This is a genomic window from Collinsella aerofaciens (assembly GCF_040910325.1).
GTDB classification, from domain to species: Bacteria; Actinomycetota; Coriobacteriia; order Coriobacteriales; family Coriobacteriaceae; genus Collinsella; species Collinsella aerofaciens_BL.
In genome coordinates this window covers 15,884-34,374 of the sequence record NZ_JBDGAV010000017.1, presented here as the reverse complement: position 1 = coordinate 34,374, position 18,491 = coordinate 15,884, and the positions used below count along the sequence as shown (strand labels likewise).

15 protein-coding genes and 1 tRNA gene are annotated in these 18,491 nt (G+C 58.8%); 11 read left to right on the top strand and 5 right to left on the bottom strand.

The features are described from left to right. Positions 1-83 precede the first annotated feature (83 nt). The 4 genes from glgD to glgB all read right to left on the bottom strand — a co-directional run bounded on the left by glgD (position 84) and on the right by glgB (position 7,273). A complete protein-coding gene (gene glgD, locus AB5Z25_RS07805) occupies positions 84-1,211 on the bottom strand; it encodes a glucose-1-phosphate adenylyltransferase subunit GlgD (RefSeq protein ID WP_117736345.1) in 1,128 nt (375 codons plus the stop codon). Between the two features lie 4 nt (positions 1,212-1,215). Beyond that, complete coding sequence (locus tag AB5Z25_RS07800; RefSeq protein WP_006233920.1) at positions 1,216-2,364, bottom strand: glucose-1-phosphate adenylyltransferase; 1,149 nt, start codon at positions 2,362-2,364, stop codon at positions 1,216-1,218. 108 nt (positions 2,365-2,472) lie between these two features. After that, positions 2,473-4,899: a glycogen/starch/alpha-glucan phosphorylase gene (locus tag AB5Z25_RS07795; protein ID WP_368135234.1), complete on the bottom strand. Its 2,427-nt coding sequence runs from the start codon at positions 4,897-4,899 to the stop codon at positions 2,473-2,475. A 94-nt stretch (positions 4,900-4,993) separates the two neighbouring features. Further along, positions 4,994-7,273 carry a 1,4-alpha-glucan branching protein GlgB gene (gene glgB, locus AB5Z25_RS07790; RefSeq protein ID WP_368135233.1) on the bottom strand — a complete coding sequence of 760 codons (2,280 nt, stop codon included), beginning with the start codon at positions 7,271-7,273 and terminating at the stop codon, positions 4,994-4,996. 331 nt (positions 7,274-7,604) lie between these two features. Here glgB and AB5Z25_RS07785 point away from each other — a divergent pair, with 331 nt between their 5' ends. The 3 genes from AB5Z25_RS07785 (at position 7,605) to AB5Z25_RS07775 (ending at position 9,180) form a co-directional block, all read left to right on the top strand. Next, positions 7,605-8,294 (top strand): HAD family hydrolase, encoded by a 690-nt coding sequence (locus AB5Z25_RS07785; protein ID WP_368135232.1) that lies wholly within the window; start codon positions 7,605-7,607, stop codon positions 8,292-8,294. Positions 8,295-8,303: 9 nt separating this feature from the next. Beyond that, a complete protein-coding gene (locus AB5Z25_RS07780) occupies positions 8,304-8,945 on the top strand; it encodes a thiamine diphosphokinase (RefSeq protein ID WP_368135231.1) in 642 nt (213 codons plus the stop codon). Between the two features lie 159 nt (positions 8,946-9,104). Next, positions 9,105-9,180 (top strand) — tRNA-Ala (locus AB5Z25_RS07775). A gap of 146 nt (positions 9,181-9,326) precedes the next feature. On the opposite strand, the gene AB5Z25_RS07770 is transcribed toward AB5Z25_RS07775, so the two are convergent. Next, positions 9,327-10,247 (bottom strand): virulence RhuM family protein/type II toxin-antitoxin system death-on-curing family toxin, encoded by a 921-nt coding sequence (locus tag AB5Z25_RS07770; protein ID WP_368135230.1) that lies wholly within the window; start codon positions 10,245-10,247, stop codon positions 9,327-9,329. Positions 10,248-11,376: 1,129 nt separating this feature from the next. Here AB5Z25_RS07770 and loaP point away from each other — a divergent pair. The 8 genes from loaP to AB5Z25_RS07730 form a co-directional block, all read left to right on the top strand. Next, positions 11,377-11,928 carry an antiterminator LoaP gene (loaP, locus tag AB5Z25_RS07765; RefSeq protein WP_368135229.1) on the top strand — a complete coding sequence of 184 codons (552 nt, stop codon included), beginning with the start codon at positions 11,377-11,379 and terminating at the stop codon, positions 11,926-11,928. A gap of 104 nt (positions 11,929-12,032) precedes the next feature. Next, positions 12,033-12,746, top strand: a complete 714-nt coding sequence (locus tag AB5Z25_RS07760; protein WP_368135228.1) for a sugar transferase — start codon at positions 12,033-12,035, stop codon at positions 12,744-12,746. Then, positions 12,746-13,522: a WecB/TagA/CpsF family glycosyltransferase gene (locus AB5Z25_RS07755; RefSeq protein ID WP_368135227.1), complete on the top strand. Its 777-nt coding sequence runs from the start codon at positions 12,746-12,748 to the stop codon at positions 13,520-13,522. The genes AB5Z25_RS07760 and AB5Z25_RS07755 overlap by 1 nt, the downstream gene beginning before the upstream one ends. Then, entirely contained in the window at positions 13,523-14,581 is a 1,059-nt protein-coding gene (locus tag AB5Z25_RS07750) for a polysaccharide biosynthesis protein (RefSeq protein WP_368135226.1), read from the top strand. It begins immediately after the preceding gene. A gap of 1 nt (position 14,582) precedes the next feature. Then, a complete protein-coding gene (locus tag AB5Z25_RS07745) occupies positions 14,583-15,800 on the top strand; it encodes a polysaccharide biosynthesis C-terminal domain-containing protein (RefSeq protein WP_368135225.1) in 1,218 nt (405 codons plus the stop codon). Between the two features lie 4 nt (positions 15,801-15,804). Beyond that, the gene (wecB, locus tag AB5Z25_RS07740; protein ID WP_368135224.1) at positions 15,805-16,986 is read left to right on the top strand and encodes a non-hydrolyzing UDP-N-acetylglucosamine 2-epimerase; all 1,182 of its coding nucleotides are present in this window, start codon (positions 15,805-15,807) and stop codon (positions 16,984-16,986) included. Further along, positions 16,971-17,495, top strand: a complete 525-nt coding sequence (locus tag AB5Z25_RS07735) for an acyltransferase (RefSeq protein ID WP_368135223.1) — start codon at positions 16,971-16,973, stop codon at positions 17,493-17,495. The genes wecB and AB5Z25_RS07735 overlap by 16 nt, the downstream gene beginning before the upstream one ends. Positions 17,496-17,505: 10 nt before the next feature. Further along, on the top strand, positions 17,506-18,491 hold a 986-nt coding region (locus AB5Z25_RS07730; RefSeq protein WP_368135222.1), incomplete at its 3' end, for a glycosyltransferase family 4 protein.

The window sequence follows — 18,491 nt, the reverse complement described above, 5'->3', positions numbered from 1 at the left end:
CCCATGTTCCAATTCGAGAATAGCCGCCTGGCGCTAACCGGGCGGCTATTCTACATGTTACGAGCGATGTTGCGGTGTCAACGTTAACGTACGATGGTGGTGTCGGAAGTTAACGGAGCCTTGCCCAGCACCAGGATGTTCTCGGGTGTGCCGCGAAGCTCGGTGTTGGTGGGAACCACGTTGTTCTTGTCCAGAATGGCATTCTCGACGCGGGCGCCGCTCTTGATGATGCAGCTCTGGTTGATGATCGAGTTGGTCACCGAAGCGCCTTCCTCGACCACGACGCCGCGCGACAGGATCGAGTTACGCACGGTGCCCTTGATGATGCAACCGGCCGAGATGATCGAGTTGCAGGCGTGACTGCCGGTCGCATAGCGCGAAGGCGGCACGTCGTGAGCCTTGGTCAGGATCGGGCGCTCGGGATCGAAGAGCTGGTCGGCCACGGTCTGGTCGAGCAGGTCCATGCTGCGACGATACAGCGACTTCTCGCTAAACACGCCCACGACCTCGCCCTTGTATTCGTAGCTGCACACGTCGATGTTGCCAAAGTCGCCCTGGAGTGCCTCGAGCAGGTCAAGATAGTCGGCGGCCTGGTAGTGGTCGATGATCTCGAGCAGCGTCTCGCGGTTGACGATGCAGCAGTCCATAGAGGCGTTGTCGCCGTACACGACGCCGGCGCTCACACCCGTCAGGCGGCCGTTCTCGTTAATCTCGAGTTTGGTCTCGTCGTCGACGTTGCGCGTGGCCTTGCAGTACACCACGGTCATCTGGGCACCGGAGTTCTCGTGCGCGTCGATGATGGTGTTGAGGTCCATGTTAAAGATGATGTTGGTGCCCATCATCACGACGTAGGGCTTGTCCGAGCGCTGGAACAGCGTCTTGTTGGAGATGATATCGCGCAGCAGGAAGCGCATGCCGCCCTTGGTGGTGCCATACGCGTTGCCGGGCACCATGAACAGACCGCCCTTCTTGCGGTCCAGGCCCCAGTCCTTGCCCGAGCCCACGTGGTCAATCAGCGAGCGGTAGTTGCCCGGCATGACGACGCCAACGGTCTTAATGCCGGCATTCATCATGTTGGACAGCGGGAAGTCGATCAGGCGGTAGCGGCCCAAAAACGGAACGGACGCGATAGGGCGGTCCTTGAGCAGCACGCTGCCGTAGGTCGAAGAGTAGTTAGCGGTGATATAACCGATGGCCTTGCGATTGATCATCGGATCATTCCCCCTTCCCGATAACGACGTCATTTCCAACGACGGCCGTATCCTTGGTGGTATCGACAGAGCCGAGCTTCACGCCCTCTTCGACCGTGGAGTTCTCGCCCAAAATAGCGCGGCAGATGTGCGCACCGCTCTTAACGTGCGCACCCGGCAGCAGCACGGAGTCCTCGACCACGGCGCGCTCCTCGATGATGACATCGGTCGAAAGAATCGAGTGGCGAGCGGTGCCGTAGATCTTGCAGCCGTTGGAGACCAGGCAGTCGTCCAGGCGGCCGTCCGGGCCAATGTAGTGCGGCGGACGCGTGGTGATGTTGGACATGATGGGGAAGTGCTTGTCGAACAGATCGAACTCGGGGTTGTTGCCCAGCAGGTCCATCGAGGTCTCGTGGAAGCTGGCGATGGTACCGACGTCCTTCCAAAAGCCGTGGAACTCGTAGCTGTACAGGCGCTTGCCCTCGCCGAGCAGCTTGGGGATGATGTCCTTGCCAAAGTCGTGGCTCGAGCGCTGGTCCAGAGCGTCCTCCTCGAGCGCCTCGATCAGCACATCGGCCGAGAAGATGTAGATGCCCATGGACGCGAGATTCGAATCGGGCTTATCGGGCTTCTCGGTGAACTTGGTGATGCGGCCATCCTCGGGGTCGGTGGTCAGGATGCCAAAGCGGCTGGCCTCTTCCCAGGGCACGGGCATAACGCTCACCGTGAGGTCGGCGTTGTTCTCAATGTGCGTCTTGAGCATCTTGCGGTAATCCATGCGATATAGGTGATCGCCCGAAAGAATCAGGACGTACTTGGGGTCGTTGGCCTTGATGTAGTCGAGGTTCTGCGTAATGGCGTCGGCCGTGCCCGCATACCAGGCGCCGCCGGTCTGCGTCTCGTACGGCGGCAGGATCGACACACCGCCGTCGCGGCTGTCCAGATCCCACGCCTCGCCGGAGCCCACGTAGGCATGCAGCAGGTAGGGGCGATACTGCGTCAGAACGCCCACCGTGTCGATGCCCGAGTTGGAGCAGTTGGAGAGCGAAAAGTCGATAATGCGGAACTTGCCACCAAAGCTAACCGCCGGCTTAGCGATCTTTTGGGTGAGTGCCCCCAATCGGCTGCCCTGTCCTCCTGCGAGGAGCATCGCGATGCATTCTTTCTTACTCATCGATTTCTCCTTCTGTCATCGATGTTCCTAAACCCATTAGCGACGGGCGCGGCGCAACGTCACGCCCGTCGAGTAATGCCGTGCTGGCATAGGGGAGCTCGCGCGCCTTTAAGCGTGCCAGATCTCGTCGCGGTACTCGCGAATGGTGCGGTCGCTCGAGAACCAGCCGCTCGAGGCGGTGTTGAGCAGCGCCTTGCGGTTCCAGGTCTCCTGGTCGCCATAGCTGCCGGTGAGCTTCTCCCACGCATCCACGTAGCTGCGGAAGTCTGCCATGACCAGGTCGGGGTCGTTGTTGTTCATGAGCTCGTTGTAGATGCTCTCAAAGTTGCCCGAAAGGCCGGCAAACGTGTTGTCCTTGAGCTCGTCCATCACGCGGCCCAGGCGCTCGCGATCGTTGTTGAGCGTATCCCAAGCAAAGTAGCTGTTCGACGCCCAGAGCTGCTCGACCTCGGGGGCGGTTAGGCCAAAGATGGCCTCGTTCTCGCGACCGGCCAGGTCGGCGATCTCGATGTTGGCGCCGTCGAGGGTACCCAGCGTAATGGCGCCGTTCATCATGAGCTTCATGTTGGACGTGCCCGAAGCCTCCTTGCCGGCCGTGGAGATCTGTTCCGAGATCTCGGCGGCGGGGTAGATGAGCTGGGCGTTGCTCACGCGGAAGTTGGGGATAAAGCAGACCTTCATGACCTCGTTGACGCGCGGGTCGTTGTTGATGACGTCGGCCACGGAGTTAATGAGGCGGATAGTCTCCTTGGCAAAGGTGTAGCTCGAGGCAGCCTTGCCGCTAAAGATGAAGGTCGTCGGCGTCACGTGGAAGTTGGGATTCGCGATGCGACGGTTGTAGATGTCCATCACCTTCATGATGTTCATGAGCTGGCGCTTGTAGGCATGGAAGCGCTTTACCTGGACATCGAAGACGGTGCTGGGATCGATGACCAGACCGGTCTCGGCCTTGACGTAGGCGGCCAGGCGCTCCTTGTTGGCGCGTTTGGAGGCGCCCACGGCCTTCAGGAACTCGGTGTCGTTCTGGAACTCCTTGAGTTTCTCCAGCTCAAAGGCGTCCTTGAGCCAGCCGTCGCCAATGGCCTCGGTCACGAGCTTGGAGTAGGTGGGGTTGGCCTCGGCAAAGAAGCGACGGTGCGAGATGCCGTTGGTCTTGTTGTTGAACTTCTCGGGCGTCAGGGCATAGAAGTCCTTGAGCACGATGTTCTTGATGATGTCGGAGTGGATCTTGGCCACGCCGTTAACGCTGTGGCTGCAGATCACGGACAGGTTGGCCATGCGAATCTCGCCGTCCCACAGGATGGCGGTCTGACGCAGACGCTCCTGCCAGCCCTCCTGCGTGGTGTCGAACGACTCGTGCCAACGACGGCTGATCTCGTCGATGATCTGGTACACACGGGGGAGGAGCTTGGAGAACATGCCGATGGGCCACTTCTCCAGGGCCTCGGGCAGGATGGTGTGGTTGGTGTAGCTCACGACCTGCGTCACGATGTTCCAGGCGTCGTCCCACTCGAGCTTCTTCTCGTCGATCAGGATACGCATGAGCTCGGGGCCGCACATTGCGGGGTGGGTATCGTTGGTATGGATGGCCACAAACTGCGGCAGCAGCTCCCAGTTCTCGCCGTGCTCCTTCTCAAAGGTGTCGAGCAGGCTGTAGATGCCGGCCGAAACAAACAGGTACTCCTGCTTCAGGCGCAGCAGACGGCCGTGCTCGCCGGCGTCGTTGGGGTAGAGGATGGCGCTGATGGCCTCGGCCTCGGCGCGCTCGGCGTCGGCCAGGGCATAGTCGCCGCGGTTGAAGGCCTCCAGGTCAAAGTGCTCCTCGACCGGCTCTGCGGCCCAGACGCGCAGCTTGTTGACGGTCTCGCCGGCATAGCCCACAACGGGGATGTCGTAGGGGACGGCCAGGATGTCCTGCGTGTCCACCGTGCGGTAGAACGTGCGGCCGTTCTCCTCAAAGCCCTCGACGTGACCACCAAACTTAATGGTCACGGCTTTGTCCTGACGGCGGACCTCCCAGGGGTAGCCGTGGGTGAGCCACTCGTCGGTTGCCTCGACCTGGCTGCCGTTAACGATTTCCTGCTTAAACAGGCCGTAGCGGTAGCGCATGCCGTTGCCGTAGCCGGCAATGCCCTCGGCTGCCATGGAATCCAGGAAGCATGCGGCCAGACGGCCCAGGCCACCGTTGCCCAGCGCCGGATCGGGCTCCTGGTTCTCGATGACCGACAGGTCAAAGCCCATGTCGTCGAGCGCCTCGGCGACCATGTCACGCACGCCAAAGTTGAGCAGGTAGTTGTCGAGCAGGCGGCCGATCAAAAACTCGATCGAGAAGTAGTACACGCGCTTTTTGCCCTCGGCGGTGGCGCGGGCGTCGCTCTTGGTGGCAACGGTGCGCGCCTTCTCGGCCACGAGCTTGGCCAGGGCGTTAAAGCGGTCAAGGTCGCTGGCGGCCTCGACGCTCTTGCCGCTGATGCTCATGACGGCATCGCGATAGAGCTCGGTAAACTCCTGCTTGTTGTCGAAGATCTTATTCATACGTTCCTTTCCCCCGGGGATGTTTCTCCCGGAACGGTTATGACTTGTATCCTACGCCCCATCGGGGCGGGTGATTACAGCTGTAACGGCTTTGTTACGCATTCTTGGCAGACGACTTAACAGAAGCAGATTTGGCCTTGGTAGTGGCCTTTTTGGCAGCCGGCTTCTTGGCCGCGGTAGCCTTGGCAGCGGGCTTTGCGGCAGCCCTAGTCTTGGCCTTGGCGGTCGTGGCCTTCGCCTTAGCCGGAGCCTTCTTGGCAGCCGCAGGCTTGGGCTTCACCGAGGACGCACGCTTGCGCGTCGCCTTCTTGGGCGTCTCGACCACCGGCGGCTTGTAGCTGCTGGGACCGCGGCGCTTAAGCACCACGCCTGCCAGGCCGGGCACCTTAATCTCAATGGAGTCCATCTGCCCGTTCCAGGGATAGGGCTCGCTCGAGCAGGTGTAGGGCTCATCGCCGGCATAGCCGCTGCCGCCAAACTCGGGACGGTCGGAATCGAAGATGACCTCCCAGTCGCCCTCGCGTGGCACGCCCACGCGGAAGCTCTCGTAGCTCGCCGGGTCAAAGTTGATCAGGATCACCAGGTCGTCGTCGATGTCCTCGCCCTGGCGCACAAAGCTCACGATGGACTGCTTGGAGTTGTCCGCATCGATCCAGGTAAAGCCGTCGTCGGTGTAGCCGCGCTCGTACAGAGCGGCCTCGGCGGTGTACAGGTGGTTAAGCGCCTTGATAAACGCCTGATGATGCTTGTGAGTCTCGTACTCCTCGGTCAGGAACCACTGGATTGACTCGTAGTAGCGCCACTCAATGAACTGGCCGATCTCGTTGCCCATAAAGTTGAGCTTGGCGCCGGGGTGCGTCATCTGGTAGAAGGCCAGCGTGCGCAGGCCGGCAAACTGGCGCCACCAGTCGCCCGGCATGCGGCCGATCAGCGAGCACTTGCCGTGCACGACCTCGTCGTGGCTCAGCGGGCAAATGAAGTTCTCGGTAAAGGCGTACATGATGGAGAACGTGAGCAGCCCGTGGTTGCCGGGACGCCACGGAAAATCGGTCTGCATGTAGTGCAGGGTGTCATTCATCCAGCCCATGTCCCACTTGTAGTGGAAGCCCAGGCCGCCGTCCTGCGGCGGATAGGTTACGAGCGGCCACGCGGTGGACTCCTCAGCCATCATCATCACGTCGGGGTAGTGCGCCTCCACGGCGCAGTTGACCTGACGGATAAACGCGCTGGCGTCCAAGTCCTCCTCGGTACCGTACTTGTTGAACTTCTTTTGGCCGGGATCGTCGATGCCAAAGTTGAGGTACAGCATGCTGGACACGCCGTCCATGCGAATGCCGTCCACGTGGAAGTTCTCGAGCCAGTACAGCACGTTGGAGACCAGGAAGGAGCGGACCTCGCCGCGGGCGAAGTCGAACTTGTGCGTGCCCCAGTTGGGGTGAATCTCGTGCTCAAACAGCATGTGGCCGTTAAAGGTGGCAAGGCCGTGGGAGTCGGCGCAAAAACCGCCGGGTACCCAGTCCATGATCACGCCGATGCCCGCCTCGTGGCACGCATCGATAAAGTGCATAAGCTGCTGCGGATTGCCGTAACGCGACGTGGCAGCATAGTAGCCGGTCGTCTGGTAGCCCCAGGAGCCATCGAAGGGATGCTCCATAAGCGGCATGACCTCGATATGCGTATAGCCCATGTCGCGCACGTAGTCTACGAGCTCCACCGACAGGTCGTCGTAGGTGTAGAACTCGCCGCGCTGCGCGGGGAAGGGGTCCATGGGGCCGGGGTAGTTGCCGTACTCGTCGGGCTCGCCCTGCGGCGCGTCGCCGTGGCGCTTCCACGAGCCAATATGCACCTCGTAGATGTTAAGGGGCTGCGTCATATGGTTGTGGCCGGCACGGCGCTTGAGCCACGCGGCGTCGTTCCACTTGTAGCCATCGAGGGTCCACAGCACGCTGGCGGTACCCGGAGGGCACTCGGCCTTAAAGGCATACGGATCGGCTTTGTAGAGCTTCTCGCCCTCGTTGGTCTCGATAAGGTACTTATAGAGTTGGCCTTGCTCGGCGCCAGGAATAAAGCCTTCCCAAATAGCGCTCGTATGCATGGGCACCAGCGGGTTGGCTTCCTCATCCCAGTCGTTAAATTCGCCAATGACATGGACGCTTTTTACATCGGGCGCCCAAACGCAAAAGCGCCAGCCGCGCGTACGGTTCTGCGTGTCGGGATGCGCGCCCATCTTTTCCCAGCTGCGCTCCCACGTGCCGATGCCAAATAGGTAGACATCGTCCTTGGTGAGCTCCGGTGCATGCGGGGCGGCTTTGCGGGTAGCAGGCTTTTTGGTTGCTGGCTTTAGCTTTGTATCGCTCACGTTTGATCCCATCATGACGCGGCAGCGTGTTGCCTTGGTGACTAGATGCGAAAGGTCCAAGGCTGCACGAATCGAAGGGACGGCGATAGTTCTATGATCCGTTCCACCTCGCGTGCTCGGTGGAACTTTCGGCAGAAACTACGATAACACCTGTACGTTAGTTTTATGGACGAAAGCGGATTTGCGAGGGCGTTTAATCGGTAAGCGACATGTTTATACCACTGGCAGAATTGCCGTGGTAAAACCCTTGACAGTTTTACCAATTAGGGTTTCAAAACTGATAGGCTTACGTTTGGTAAAACGTTTTTAGCAGGTTGTTTACCATTTGACATCGAAAGGCTCGTTTATGGACCACATCGCTGCCCCAAGTGTTGCTTTTATTTTCGATTGCGACGGAACACTGGTTAATAGCTCCCCCGTCTGGGGCCATGCGCAGACCGAGTTATTGCGCCGTCATGGCATTGATGTAACGGTCGACGATTTTGCCCAGTTTGAGCATTTGTCGCTCGAGGACGAGTGCGAGGCCTACCACGACACCTGGGGCGTTGGCGCGAATGGCGAGGAGCTGTATCGCGAGCTGGGCGAGATTTTGATTGATGGGTACTCCAAGGTGCCGCCGCGCGAGGGGCTCCTGGCATTTTTGGAGCAGGCGAAGGCGACGGGTATTGCCATGTGCGTGGCCACGTCCACGCCGACCGACCTGGTGCAGTCCGCCCTTGCGAGTGCTGGCCTTGATCGCTACATGGAGTTTATTACCACGACGGGCGAGGCGGGGCGCTCTAAGCAGTTCCCCGATGTGTACGAGCTGGCGCTGCGTCGCATGGAAGATCGCCATGGGCACAAGTTTGAGCGTGCGTGGGTGTTTGAGGACGCAGTCTTTGGACTTAAGAGCTCTGGCGCTGCTGGCTTTAAGCGCGTTGGTATCTATGACCCGCACGGCCGTATGGAGCGCGATGAGGTGCGTGCCAACTGCGACATCTTTATCGACAGCTACGAGGACCTGGACCTGGCCCACGTGCTTTCGTTTGAGGGCTAGGCGAGGGCCGTGGCTTGCAAAGTATTAGTTGTTTGCGGCTCGCCGGTGGTGGCGAGCACGGATTTGCTTCAGCAGCTGGCAGGGGAGTGCGACCACATCGTAGCCGTAGACCGCGGCCTGGACGCCCTGCTGGGCGCGGGGCTGGGCTGTGACGTCTACGTGGGCGACGCCGACACCGTTAGTGATGAGGGACGAGCTCTGGTCGATGCCGCTGCCGATTTTGAAGTGGAACGCCACGACCCCTACAAGGACTACACCGATCTAGCACTGGCCCTAGACACCATCCGTCGTCGCTGGCCAGCCGCCGAAGTGGTAGCAACCTGCGCCACCGGCGGCCGCCCGGACATGGCCCTGTCTGTGCTAGGGCTACTGGCAAGCTATGCGGACGCTCCTGTCTGGATCGAAGAAGACGAAGTGACGGCCAGAATCCTGCACAAGGACGAGACCTGGACCATCGAGGGCGCCGAGGGCAAAACCTTCTCCATCATCGCCATCGCTCCCAACACCAAGGTAAGTGAACGCGGCCTAGAGTGGGAGCTAGACCACAGCCCTCTAGGCCTGTTAGCCGACACCGGCATCAGTAATGTCGTAAGATCCACCGCCAAGATCCAAGTCCACACCGGCACCGTCATCGCTTACCTCTACAAGTAAGGTCTATCGCATCAGGGTTTTATCGGGACGGTGGATAGAAATAATTGCTCGAAGAGTGATTATTTCTGCCCCGTCCCAGGAAAACCCGTAAGTGCGAGAATCAATCCAAAAAAGTTCTTGCACAACTAAGAATCTTCCCTTATAGTATCTCCTCGTCACGGGGGCGTAGCTCAGCTGGGAGAGCGCTTGACTGGCAGTCAAGAGGTCAGGGGTTCGATCCCCCTCGTCTCCACCATCGTGAATGCAAGGCCACTCAATTGAGTGGTCTTTTTATTTTTAAACTCTCAGTCTCCTATCTGGGGATTGGCTTCCGTTGTGTGTGTTCGAAACCACCACATCGATGTCTGCCTCCAAGTGGGAGATTATGCTTCGACGTCCTGTCTACTCCAAAAAGTTCATAACCAGAGAGATCATAGATTCCTTTTCTTCAGGTCTCGACTCAGCAATCATGAGCGCAACAGCAACAAGCGTGCTGTCTGCGATTCGTTTGTCTAAGCCGCGAAAAAGCAGTCCGTTGCGATCTAGATAGTAGAGAAAGAGACTGCATCCGATTCGCTTGTTTCCATCGAGAAATGAATGGTTTTTGATGATGAGGTACAACAGATTTGCTGCCTTTTCCTGTACGGATGGGTAGAGGTCTTGGCCTCCAAACGACTGATTGATTACCGAGATGCTGCTGCGGAAGGACTCATCTTTTTCTACGCCAAACAGGTCGCTCGTAAATCGGCTGCGCATTTGGGCTATTAATCTCATACAGAGCTCGTATTCGAGTGTGTATATCCCAGTTTGTCCCTTGGGCCGATCAATGGATTCACGATCGTACTCATCGAGCAGTTTAAAGACGTCTATATAGCTCTCAACGATATCGAGTATCTCACGAGAGCCGAGGTCCTCGGGTAGACGTTCGATAATCTGAGCGACCGTCCCTAGTTGCTCGAGTCTGCGCTCGTTTTCGACATGCCCTTGAATAATATACCTGTGGAGCACATTGGTTGCCCAACGTCGGAATTCAACGCCACGTTGGGATTTAACGCGGTAACCTACAGAAATAATTACATCAAGGCTATACAGAGTAGTTGGGCGGTCTGAGCTGCATTTTTGCAAAATATGCAAATTGCTTTTCTGCTCAAGCTCACCTTCAGCGAAGACATTTTTAATATGGCGCGAAACCACTCCGATAGATCTGTCAAATAGCTGTGCCATTTGGGCTTGAGTCAGCCAAACCGTTTGGCTGTCTAGGTTGACAGGAATCGTGACCTCTCGGTCGTTGGATTCAAAGAGAACTATCTGATTGTCATTCATTTTCGCGCTCCACATCAATCCATTGGGCACATGCATGCCCAATTCGGTACTCGATTGTCTGCCGAGCTTTATGGGTGTCGGCCAGCAGGGGCGCGAACCTGCCTAAGGGCTCTGAGTGACGGTCGCTGTGAATAAAGCATCCATCTCGCCGATACGTACCATTGGGGGCCTCCGTACCGGCTCACGTTGCCCGTATACCTTTAATACCATTCTATCACATATAGAACGCATGTTCTATATGTATTTTCTTTCATTTTCGGTGAACCTCGCACTGGAAGACGTGATCGTCAACCCCGCCCGATAGACATTACGCCCACAACTAGCTGCATCCCAAAAGTTGTCCAACAATCTGCCTCAAAATGCATTGACTCCGTAGCCAGGCGTGTCTATTGTGCGATGAGCATTCTCGCAATCGACACTCGCGCCCACCCCGCAAAAAGTTGCGCAATTACCTTCCCGGTTTTGTACAAAGTTTGTTAGCCAAACTTAATAGTTTGAGCAATTCACGCCCTCAGCAATACAACTCAGGCGGTGCTCACCAACCCACACACCCCCATAAACCTGCGGCTATGTGCGCAAGACGGTACAATATCCCTCATAATCACGGCAAATAAACGATATGTTGCTCAACACACCCCAAAACGTATGGGCCACCTGCTGTGCTAGGATACCTAAGACACATGGGTTCAACTGTGCTCACGGCTTCAGCAGGCCGCAAAGCGCAGGGTCGATCAGCATCCGGCCGTAACGGCGGTGCCAGAAAAACCACGAACTCCAATAGCGTCGTCATGCGTATCGTATTGAATGGCTTTGTTCTTTTCTCTGTACAGACTGCTCATTCGAATCGATATTTCGTGACAATTCGCAGCAGTCCTGCAGTTGTTTGCGTGCGGTCCAGTTTTGTTCCCGCTTGACTGGATCGCACGCAGCCAGCTTGAGTCGCGGTCATTTTTGCGATACACGTCCGCGACTCTAGCCACTGCACTCATACATACCGTTCACGGTGGGGCAGAGCCACGTGCTTGTCTAACTGGGCTCAGGGTTTGAATATGGAGCGCCTTCGCGCACAAGCGCCCTGGCGAAGCCATACCCAAACCCCGTGAGTCACACGTAAGACAGCAAGGGGGTGGTGCTCGTGTGGTATGTGATTCAGGTCATTAACGGTCGCGAAGATGTAGTGCGCGAGCGCATTGAGCACGTGGTGCCGGCTGGCGCCATACAGGAGCTCTTTTATCCCCAATTTCAAACCGAGATTAAGGTACACGGCGAATGGGTCGATACGACAAAGCCGCTCTTTCCCGGATATCTTATCTGCGATACGGCAGATCCTCGCACCGTGCAACAGTATCTGCTGCGCATGGACGACTTTGCCCGGGTGCTATCCCAGGACGGTCGGTTTGTGCCGTTGGCAAAAGAAGAGGTCCAGCTTATTGGTGGTTTTACGCATAAGGGAGACCGCGTAGTTCCTATGAGCGAAGCCTTAAAGGACGGCGACCAGGTCGTAGTGACGGCGGGTCCGCTGCTGGGCCACGAAGGGCTTATCAAAACCATTAACAGACGCAAGAGCACTGCTTTTTTGGAGCTCAACCTGTGCGGCCGACGCGTAACCACCCGCGTTGGCCTCGCCGTGCTTTCGGCCGAGCAGCGCACAATGCGAAACCTTAAAAAGGCGATCGCCTAACTGTAGGCGACTGTTTAAAGGGACAGGGAGGATCCCCGGGGGGCGGGGACGTAGGTTTGAAGGAAATATTGTCAGAAAAAACTGAATATACAGAAGGAGCGCCAGTGGGGGCTGCGCTGGTTGCCCAGGCCATGAAGAGCGGCGACGTAAGCATGCGCTACAAGGCCATGCATTCAATTAAAGATTGGGACCGCACGCGCCTGGCCTACCGCACCGCCAAGCGCGTCTTCGACATCGTATTCAGCGGCTGCGTGCTGGCCGTCATAGCCGTGCCGAGCCTTGTGCTCGCCGCGGCCATTCGCCTGGAGAGCGAGGGCAACCCCTTCTACAGCCAGATCCGCGTGGGCCAGACCCACCGCGACGGCAGCCTGTCCACCTTCCGCATGTGGAAGTTCCGCTCCATGTACAGGGATGCTGACGAGCGCCTCGCAGAGCTCAAGGGACAGAACGAGATCGCCGGCGCCATGTTCAAGATGAAGGACGACCCGCGCGTAACCAAGATCGGCAAGTTCATCCGCAAACACTCCATCGACGAGTTCCCGCAGTTCCTGAACGTATTCCTGGGCCAGATGTCCGTCGTGGGCCCGCGCCCGCCTCTGCCCAACGAGGTCGCGGAGTACACCGAGTTCGACCTGCAGCGCCTGGCTGTCAAGCCCGGGATAACCGGCTGGTGGCAGGTGACGGAGCGCAACTCGACCGGCTTCGACGGCATGGTCCGCCGAGACTTGGAGTACATCGCCAACCGGGGCATCTTCACCGACCTCAAGATTGTGATCCTCACGGTTATTGAGGTCATCACCGGTAAGGGTGCGTGCTAATGCTCGAGGACTATTCGAAATACTCTGAGTTGAATCGCGTTCCCGTAATCGATGTTCCGATCACGGGAACCAATATGTACGAGTGTGTCGAGTTTCTTACTCGTCATATAGATGAGCTTCACGGTGAGTATATTTGCGTTTCCAATGCGCACACATCGGTTATGGCCCATGACGACCCTTCCTATTGGGCCTGCCAAGCTGACTCCCTCATGTCCGTTCCCGACGGTAAGCCCTTATCGGTTGTCGGACGAAACACAATCGAGTCAATGGGGCGCGTGACCGGACCGGACCTGATGCGTGAAATATTTAGCATTTCCGTGCAGCAAGGATGGACTCATTACTTCTACGGTAACGAGCAGAAGAATCTCGAGGCTCTCAAAGAATCACTGCAAGAGGAATATCCGGGTTTGAAAATCGCCGGCATGGAGCCTTCGGTCTTCCGCCCACTCTCCGATAGCGAGAAACAAGACCTATCGCGACGCCTCGCAGAATCGGGCGCAGACTTTGCATGGATCGCTTTGGGCGCACCCCGTCAGGAAGTCCTCATGCATGAGCTTAAAGGCGGCCCTCAACCGTTGATGATAGGCGTTGGAGGCGCGTTCAATGTTCTCGCTGGCGTGGTGCCAGAGGCGCCGATATGGATGCAAAACCTGAGTCTCGAGTGGCTATACAGACTTATTCAAGAGCCAAAACGGCTTTTCAAACGATACCTCGTAACCAATACGAAATTCCTCTTTTACCAGTTTACAAAAGCCAAACGTAAGGAAGGCAAATAGATGAAAGATTCGACCACCTTTAAAGACAAGACCCTGATGATCACGGGCGGCACCGGCTCGTTCGGCAACACCGTGCTCAAGCACTTCATGAACACCGACCTGGCCGAGATCCGCATCTTCTCGCGCGACGAGAAGAAGCAGGACGACATGCGCCACCGCCTGCAGGAGAGGTCCCCGGAGCTCGCCTCCAAGGTGCGCTTCTTCATCGGCGACGTCCGCAACGCCCAGAGCGTGCGCGACGCCATGCACGGCGTGGACTACATCTTCCACGCCGCCGCCCTCAAGCAGGTGCCCTCCTGCGAGTTCTTCCCCATGGAGGCCGTCCGCACCAACGTCATCGGCACGGACAACGTGCTGCACGCCGCCATCGAGGAGGGCGTGGACCGCGTCGTGTGCCTGTCCACCGACAAGGCCGCATACCCCATCAACGCCATGGGCAAGTCCAAGGCCATGATGGAGTCCATCATCTACGCCAACGCCCGCAACGGCGCCGGACGCACCACCATCTGCTGCACCCGCTACGGCAACGTCATGTGCTCGCGCGGCAGCGTCATCCCGCTGTTCATCGACCGCATCCGCAAGGGCGAGCCGCTCACGGTCACCGACCCCAACATGACCCGCTTCCTCATGAACCTGGACGAGGCCGTGGACCTGGTGCAGTTCGCCTTCGAGCACGCCAACCCCGGCGACCTGTTCATCCAGAAGGCGCCGGCCTCCACGATCGGCGACCTCGCCGAGGCCGTCCAGGAGGTCTTCGGCCGCGTGGGCACCCAGGTGATCGGCACCCGCCACGGCGAGAAGCTCTTCGAGACCCTCATGACCCGCGAGGAGCGCCTGCGCGCCGAGGACATGGGCGGCTACTACCGCGTGGCCTGCGACTCGCGCGACCTGAACTACGACAAGTTCGTCGTCGACGGCGAGGTGGAGACCCAGGCCGACGAGTCCTACACCTCCCACAACACCGAGAGGCTCGACGTGGAGGGCACCATCGCCAAGATCAAGACCGCCGAGTACGTGCAGCTGGCCCTGGAGGGCCGCGAGCACGAGGCGGTGCAGTAGGGTGCGCGTCCTCGTCACCGGCGCCAGGGGCTTCGTCGGCAGGAACCTCTGCTGCGCGCTGAAGAACATCCGCGACGGCAAGGACCGCCGCAAGAAGTACGCGGGCCTGCTGCCCCTCGAGGTCATGGAGTACGACATCGACTCGACCCCAGGGGAGCTGGAGGACTACTGCTCGCGCGCCGACTTCGTCTTCAACCTGGCCGGCGTCAACCGCCCCGAGGAGCAGTCCGAGTTCATGGAGGGCAACTTCGGGTTCGCCTCCACGCTGCTCGAGACGCTCGAGCGCCACGGCAACAGATGCCCCGTCATGCTCTCCAGCTCCGCGCAGGCGAGCCTGTCGGGCCGCTTCGAGGGCTCCGTATACGGCGAGTCGAAGCTCGCGGGGGAGGGGCTCTTTCGCGATTATTCCGAGCTCACGGGGGCGCCTGTGCTCATCTACCGCTTCCCGAACCTCTACGGCAAGTGGTGCCGCCCGCGCTACAACTCCGCCGTGGCCACCTTCTGCGACGCCATCGCCAACGGCCGCCCCTACACCGTCAACGACCCCTCCGTGGAGCTGGAGCTCCTCTACATCGACGACCTCGTCGACGAGATGCTGGGCGCCCTGCTGGGCGAGGAGCACCGCTGCGGCTATGAGGGCCTCGAGCGCGTCGACGGTGACGGGTTCTGCTACGTCCCCGTCACCGACGTGAAGTCCCTGGGCGAGATCGTCTGCCTGCTCGACGGCTTCCGCGACAGCCGCGAGACGCTCTCGGTGCCCGACCTGACGGATGGGTCCTTCTCCAAGAAGCTGTGGAGCACGTTCCTGTCCTACTACGAGCCGGGGCACTTCGCCTACGGCCTCAGGCCCAACGTGGACGACCGAGGCTCGTTCACCGAGTTCCTGCGCACGCCCGAGCGCGGCCAGGTCTCGATCAACGTCTCGAGGCCCGGCATCACCAAGGGCAACCACTGGCACATGAGCAAGTGGGAGAGGTTCCTGGTGGTCTCCGGCACCGCGAGCATCAAGCTGAGGAAGGTGGGGGCGGACGCCGATGGCAACCCGTTCCCCGTCGACGAGTACACCGTCTCCGGTTCCGACATGCGCGCCGTGGAGATGGTCCCCGGCTACACGCACTCCATCACCAACCTGTCCGACACCGAGGACCTCGTGACGGTCATGTGGGCCAACGAGCCCTTCGACCCCGAGAGCCCCGACACCTACTACGAGGAGGTCTAGCCGCATGGGCAAGGACTATTCCGATATCGCATTCAGGGACGACGGCCGCCTGAAGCTGCTGATCATCGTGGGCACGCGCCCCGAGGTCATACGCCTGTCCGAGGTCATCAAGAAGTGCCGCCGCCACTTCGACTGCCTGCTGGCGCACACCGGGCAGAACTACGACTACACGCTCAACGGCATCTTCTTCTGCGACCTGTCGCTTGACGACCCGGACGTCTACCTGGACGCCGTGGGCGCCGACCTGGGCGAGACGGTGGGCAACATCATCGCGGCCTCGTACAAGCTGATGGTCCAGGTGCAGCCCGACGCGCTGCTGATCCTGGGCGACACCAACAGCTGCCTGTCCGCCATCGCGGCCAAGAGGCTCCACATCCCGATCTTCCACATGGAGGCGGGCAACCGCTGCAAGGACGAGTGCCTGCCCGAGGAGACCAACCGCCGCATCGTCGACGTGATCTCCGACGTCAACCTGGCATACTCCGAGCACGCCCGCCGCTACCTGAAGGACACCGGCTGCGCCCCCGAGCGCACCTACGTCACCGGGTCGCCCATGGCCGAGGTCCTGCGCGCGAACCTCGACAAGATCGAGGCCTCCGACATCCTCTCCGAGCTCGGGCTGGAGCCGAAGAAGTATATGCTCCTCTCGGCCCACCGCGAGGAGAACATCGACACCGAGGCCAACTTCACGAGCCTGTTCACCGCCATCAACGCGCTGGCCGAGAGGTACGACATGCCGATCCTGTACTCCTGCCACCCGCGCTCCCGCAAGCGCCTGGAGGCGACCCGCTTCCAGCTCGACCCGCGCGTGCGCATGCACGAGCCCATGGGCTTCCACGACTACAACTGCCTGCAGATGAACGCCTTCGCGGTGGTCTCCGACTCCGGCACGCTGCCCGAGGAGTCGAGCTTCTTCGCTAGCGTCGGCCGCCCGTTCCCGGCGGTGTGCATCCGCACCTCCACCGAGCGCCCCGAGGCACTGGACAAGGCGTGCTTCACGCTGGCCGGCATCAGCGAGCGCGGCCTGCTGCAGGCGGTCCGCACCGCCGTCGAGCTCGACGCGGAGGGGTCGCTGCCCGAGGCGCCCGTTCCCGACTACGCCGACGAGACCGTGTCCACGAAGGTGGTCAAGATCATCCAGAGCTACACCGGCGTCGTGGACAAGATGGTGTGGAGGAAATCTTAGCCATGGGCGCTGGGTACAGATTGCTTGATGGTATCTCGCGAGCTTATAACAAATTGCTCTTGCTTCCTGCCCTACGACGTTCCTTTGCATCATGCGGTAAAAACGTAACCATCGGTCGTCGTAGCGAAATTCAGGGGATTGAAAATATTTACATGGGACATGATGTATATATTGGCCCAGGAGCAACGTTTCTGACGACCCGTGCGAAGATTCATATCGGCAATTACGTCATGAGCGGCCCTCATCTCACAATTATTACTGGAGACCATCGTACAGATGTTCTCGACCGACCCATGATGACGCTTGATGAGTCGGACAAGCTTCCAGAGAATGACCAAGATGTCGTCATCGGCAATGATGTATGGATTGGCAGCGGCGTAACGATTCTTAAGGGCGTTAGAATTGCCGACCATTGTGTGATTGCTGCCGGTGCGGTAGTGACAAAAGACGTTGGCCCGGAGTTTTCAATCTGGGGGGGGCTTCCAGCTCGCCGTCTAAGCTTTCGGTAAGAGGAAATTAATGACTAAAGGTTATCCGCACGTCCATGCAAAGGTGCTGATGGTCGGACCCGATCTCTCTCTTCACGGCGGAATTGTCTCAGTCGTGAAAGGTTATCTAGACGCAGGTCTCCCTGAGGCATGCGATGCCTTTGAGTACCTGGGGACGGGCATCGGTTCCTCAAAGCTCGGTAAATCCGTCGCATTTTCCCGAGCGTTGATTCGCTATGCGATGATCATGCCATCCTATGACATCATTCATTTACACATTAGCGCCCGTGGCTCCTACAAACGTAAGTCAATTATGGCTCGTATGGCCCACAAAGCAGGCAAGTACGTAATACTCCACGATCACGATGGCGAGTTTAAGAAGGCTTTCGAAGAGGGCGGAGATCCCTACCGTCGTGATGTAAGAAAGACCTTTAGTATCGCCGACCGAGTTGTGGTTCTGTCGGAAGAGTGGCGCGACTACTTTTCAAAAAACGTTTGCGACCTGGAGAAGATTGACGTTGTTCATAACGGTGTCAAAGTTCCAGACCAGCCGTGCTCACCTTGTTCGCGTCAAGACGTCCTTTTTTTAGGACGTCTTGACGCGCGCAAGAGCCCTGACGTGCTCTTGCGCGCGTCAAGAGAAATGCTGTCGCGTTTTCCCGGCACCAAGGTCGTATTCGGCGGAGACGGAGAGGTCGAAAAGAATAAATCTCTTGCGGCAGAGCTCGGTATTGCCGACCGCTGCGAGTTCCACGGCTGGGTCGCGGGCGCAGAACGCGAAGAGCTCTTTGAGCGGGCCGCGGTGTACTGCCTCCCCTCCAAAAACGAGGGGCTCCCCATGAGCGTTCTTGAAGCCATGGCTAGAGGAATTCCAACTGTCGCCACTCCCGTTGGCGGAATTCCTCAAGTAATTAATGATGGTGTTGATGGGGTTCTGATTCCGGTTGATAACCATCAAGCTCTGGCCGTTGCATTGAGTCATCTTCTCGAATCAAGCGAGCTTAGAAAAGAAATGGG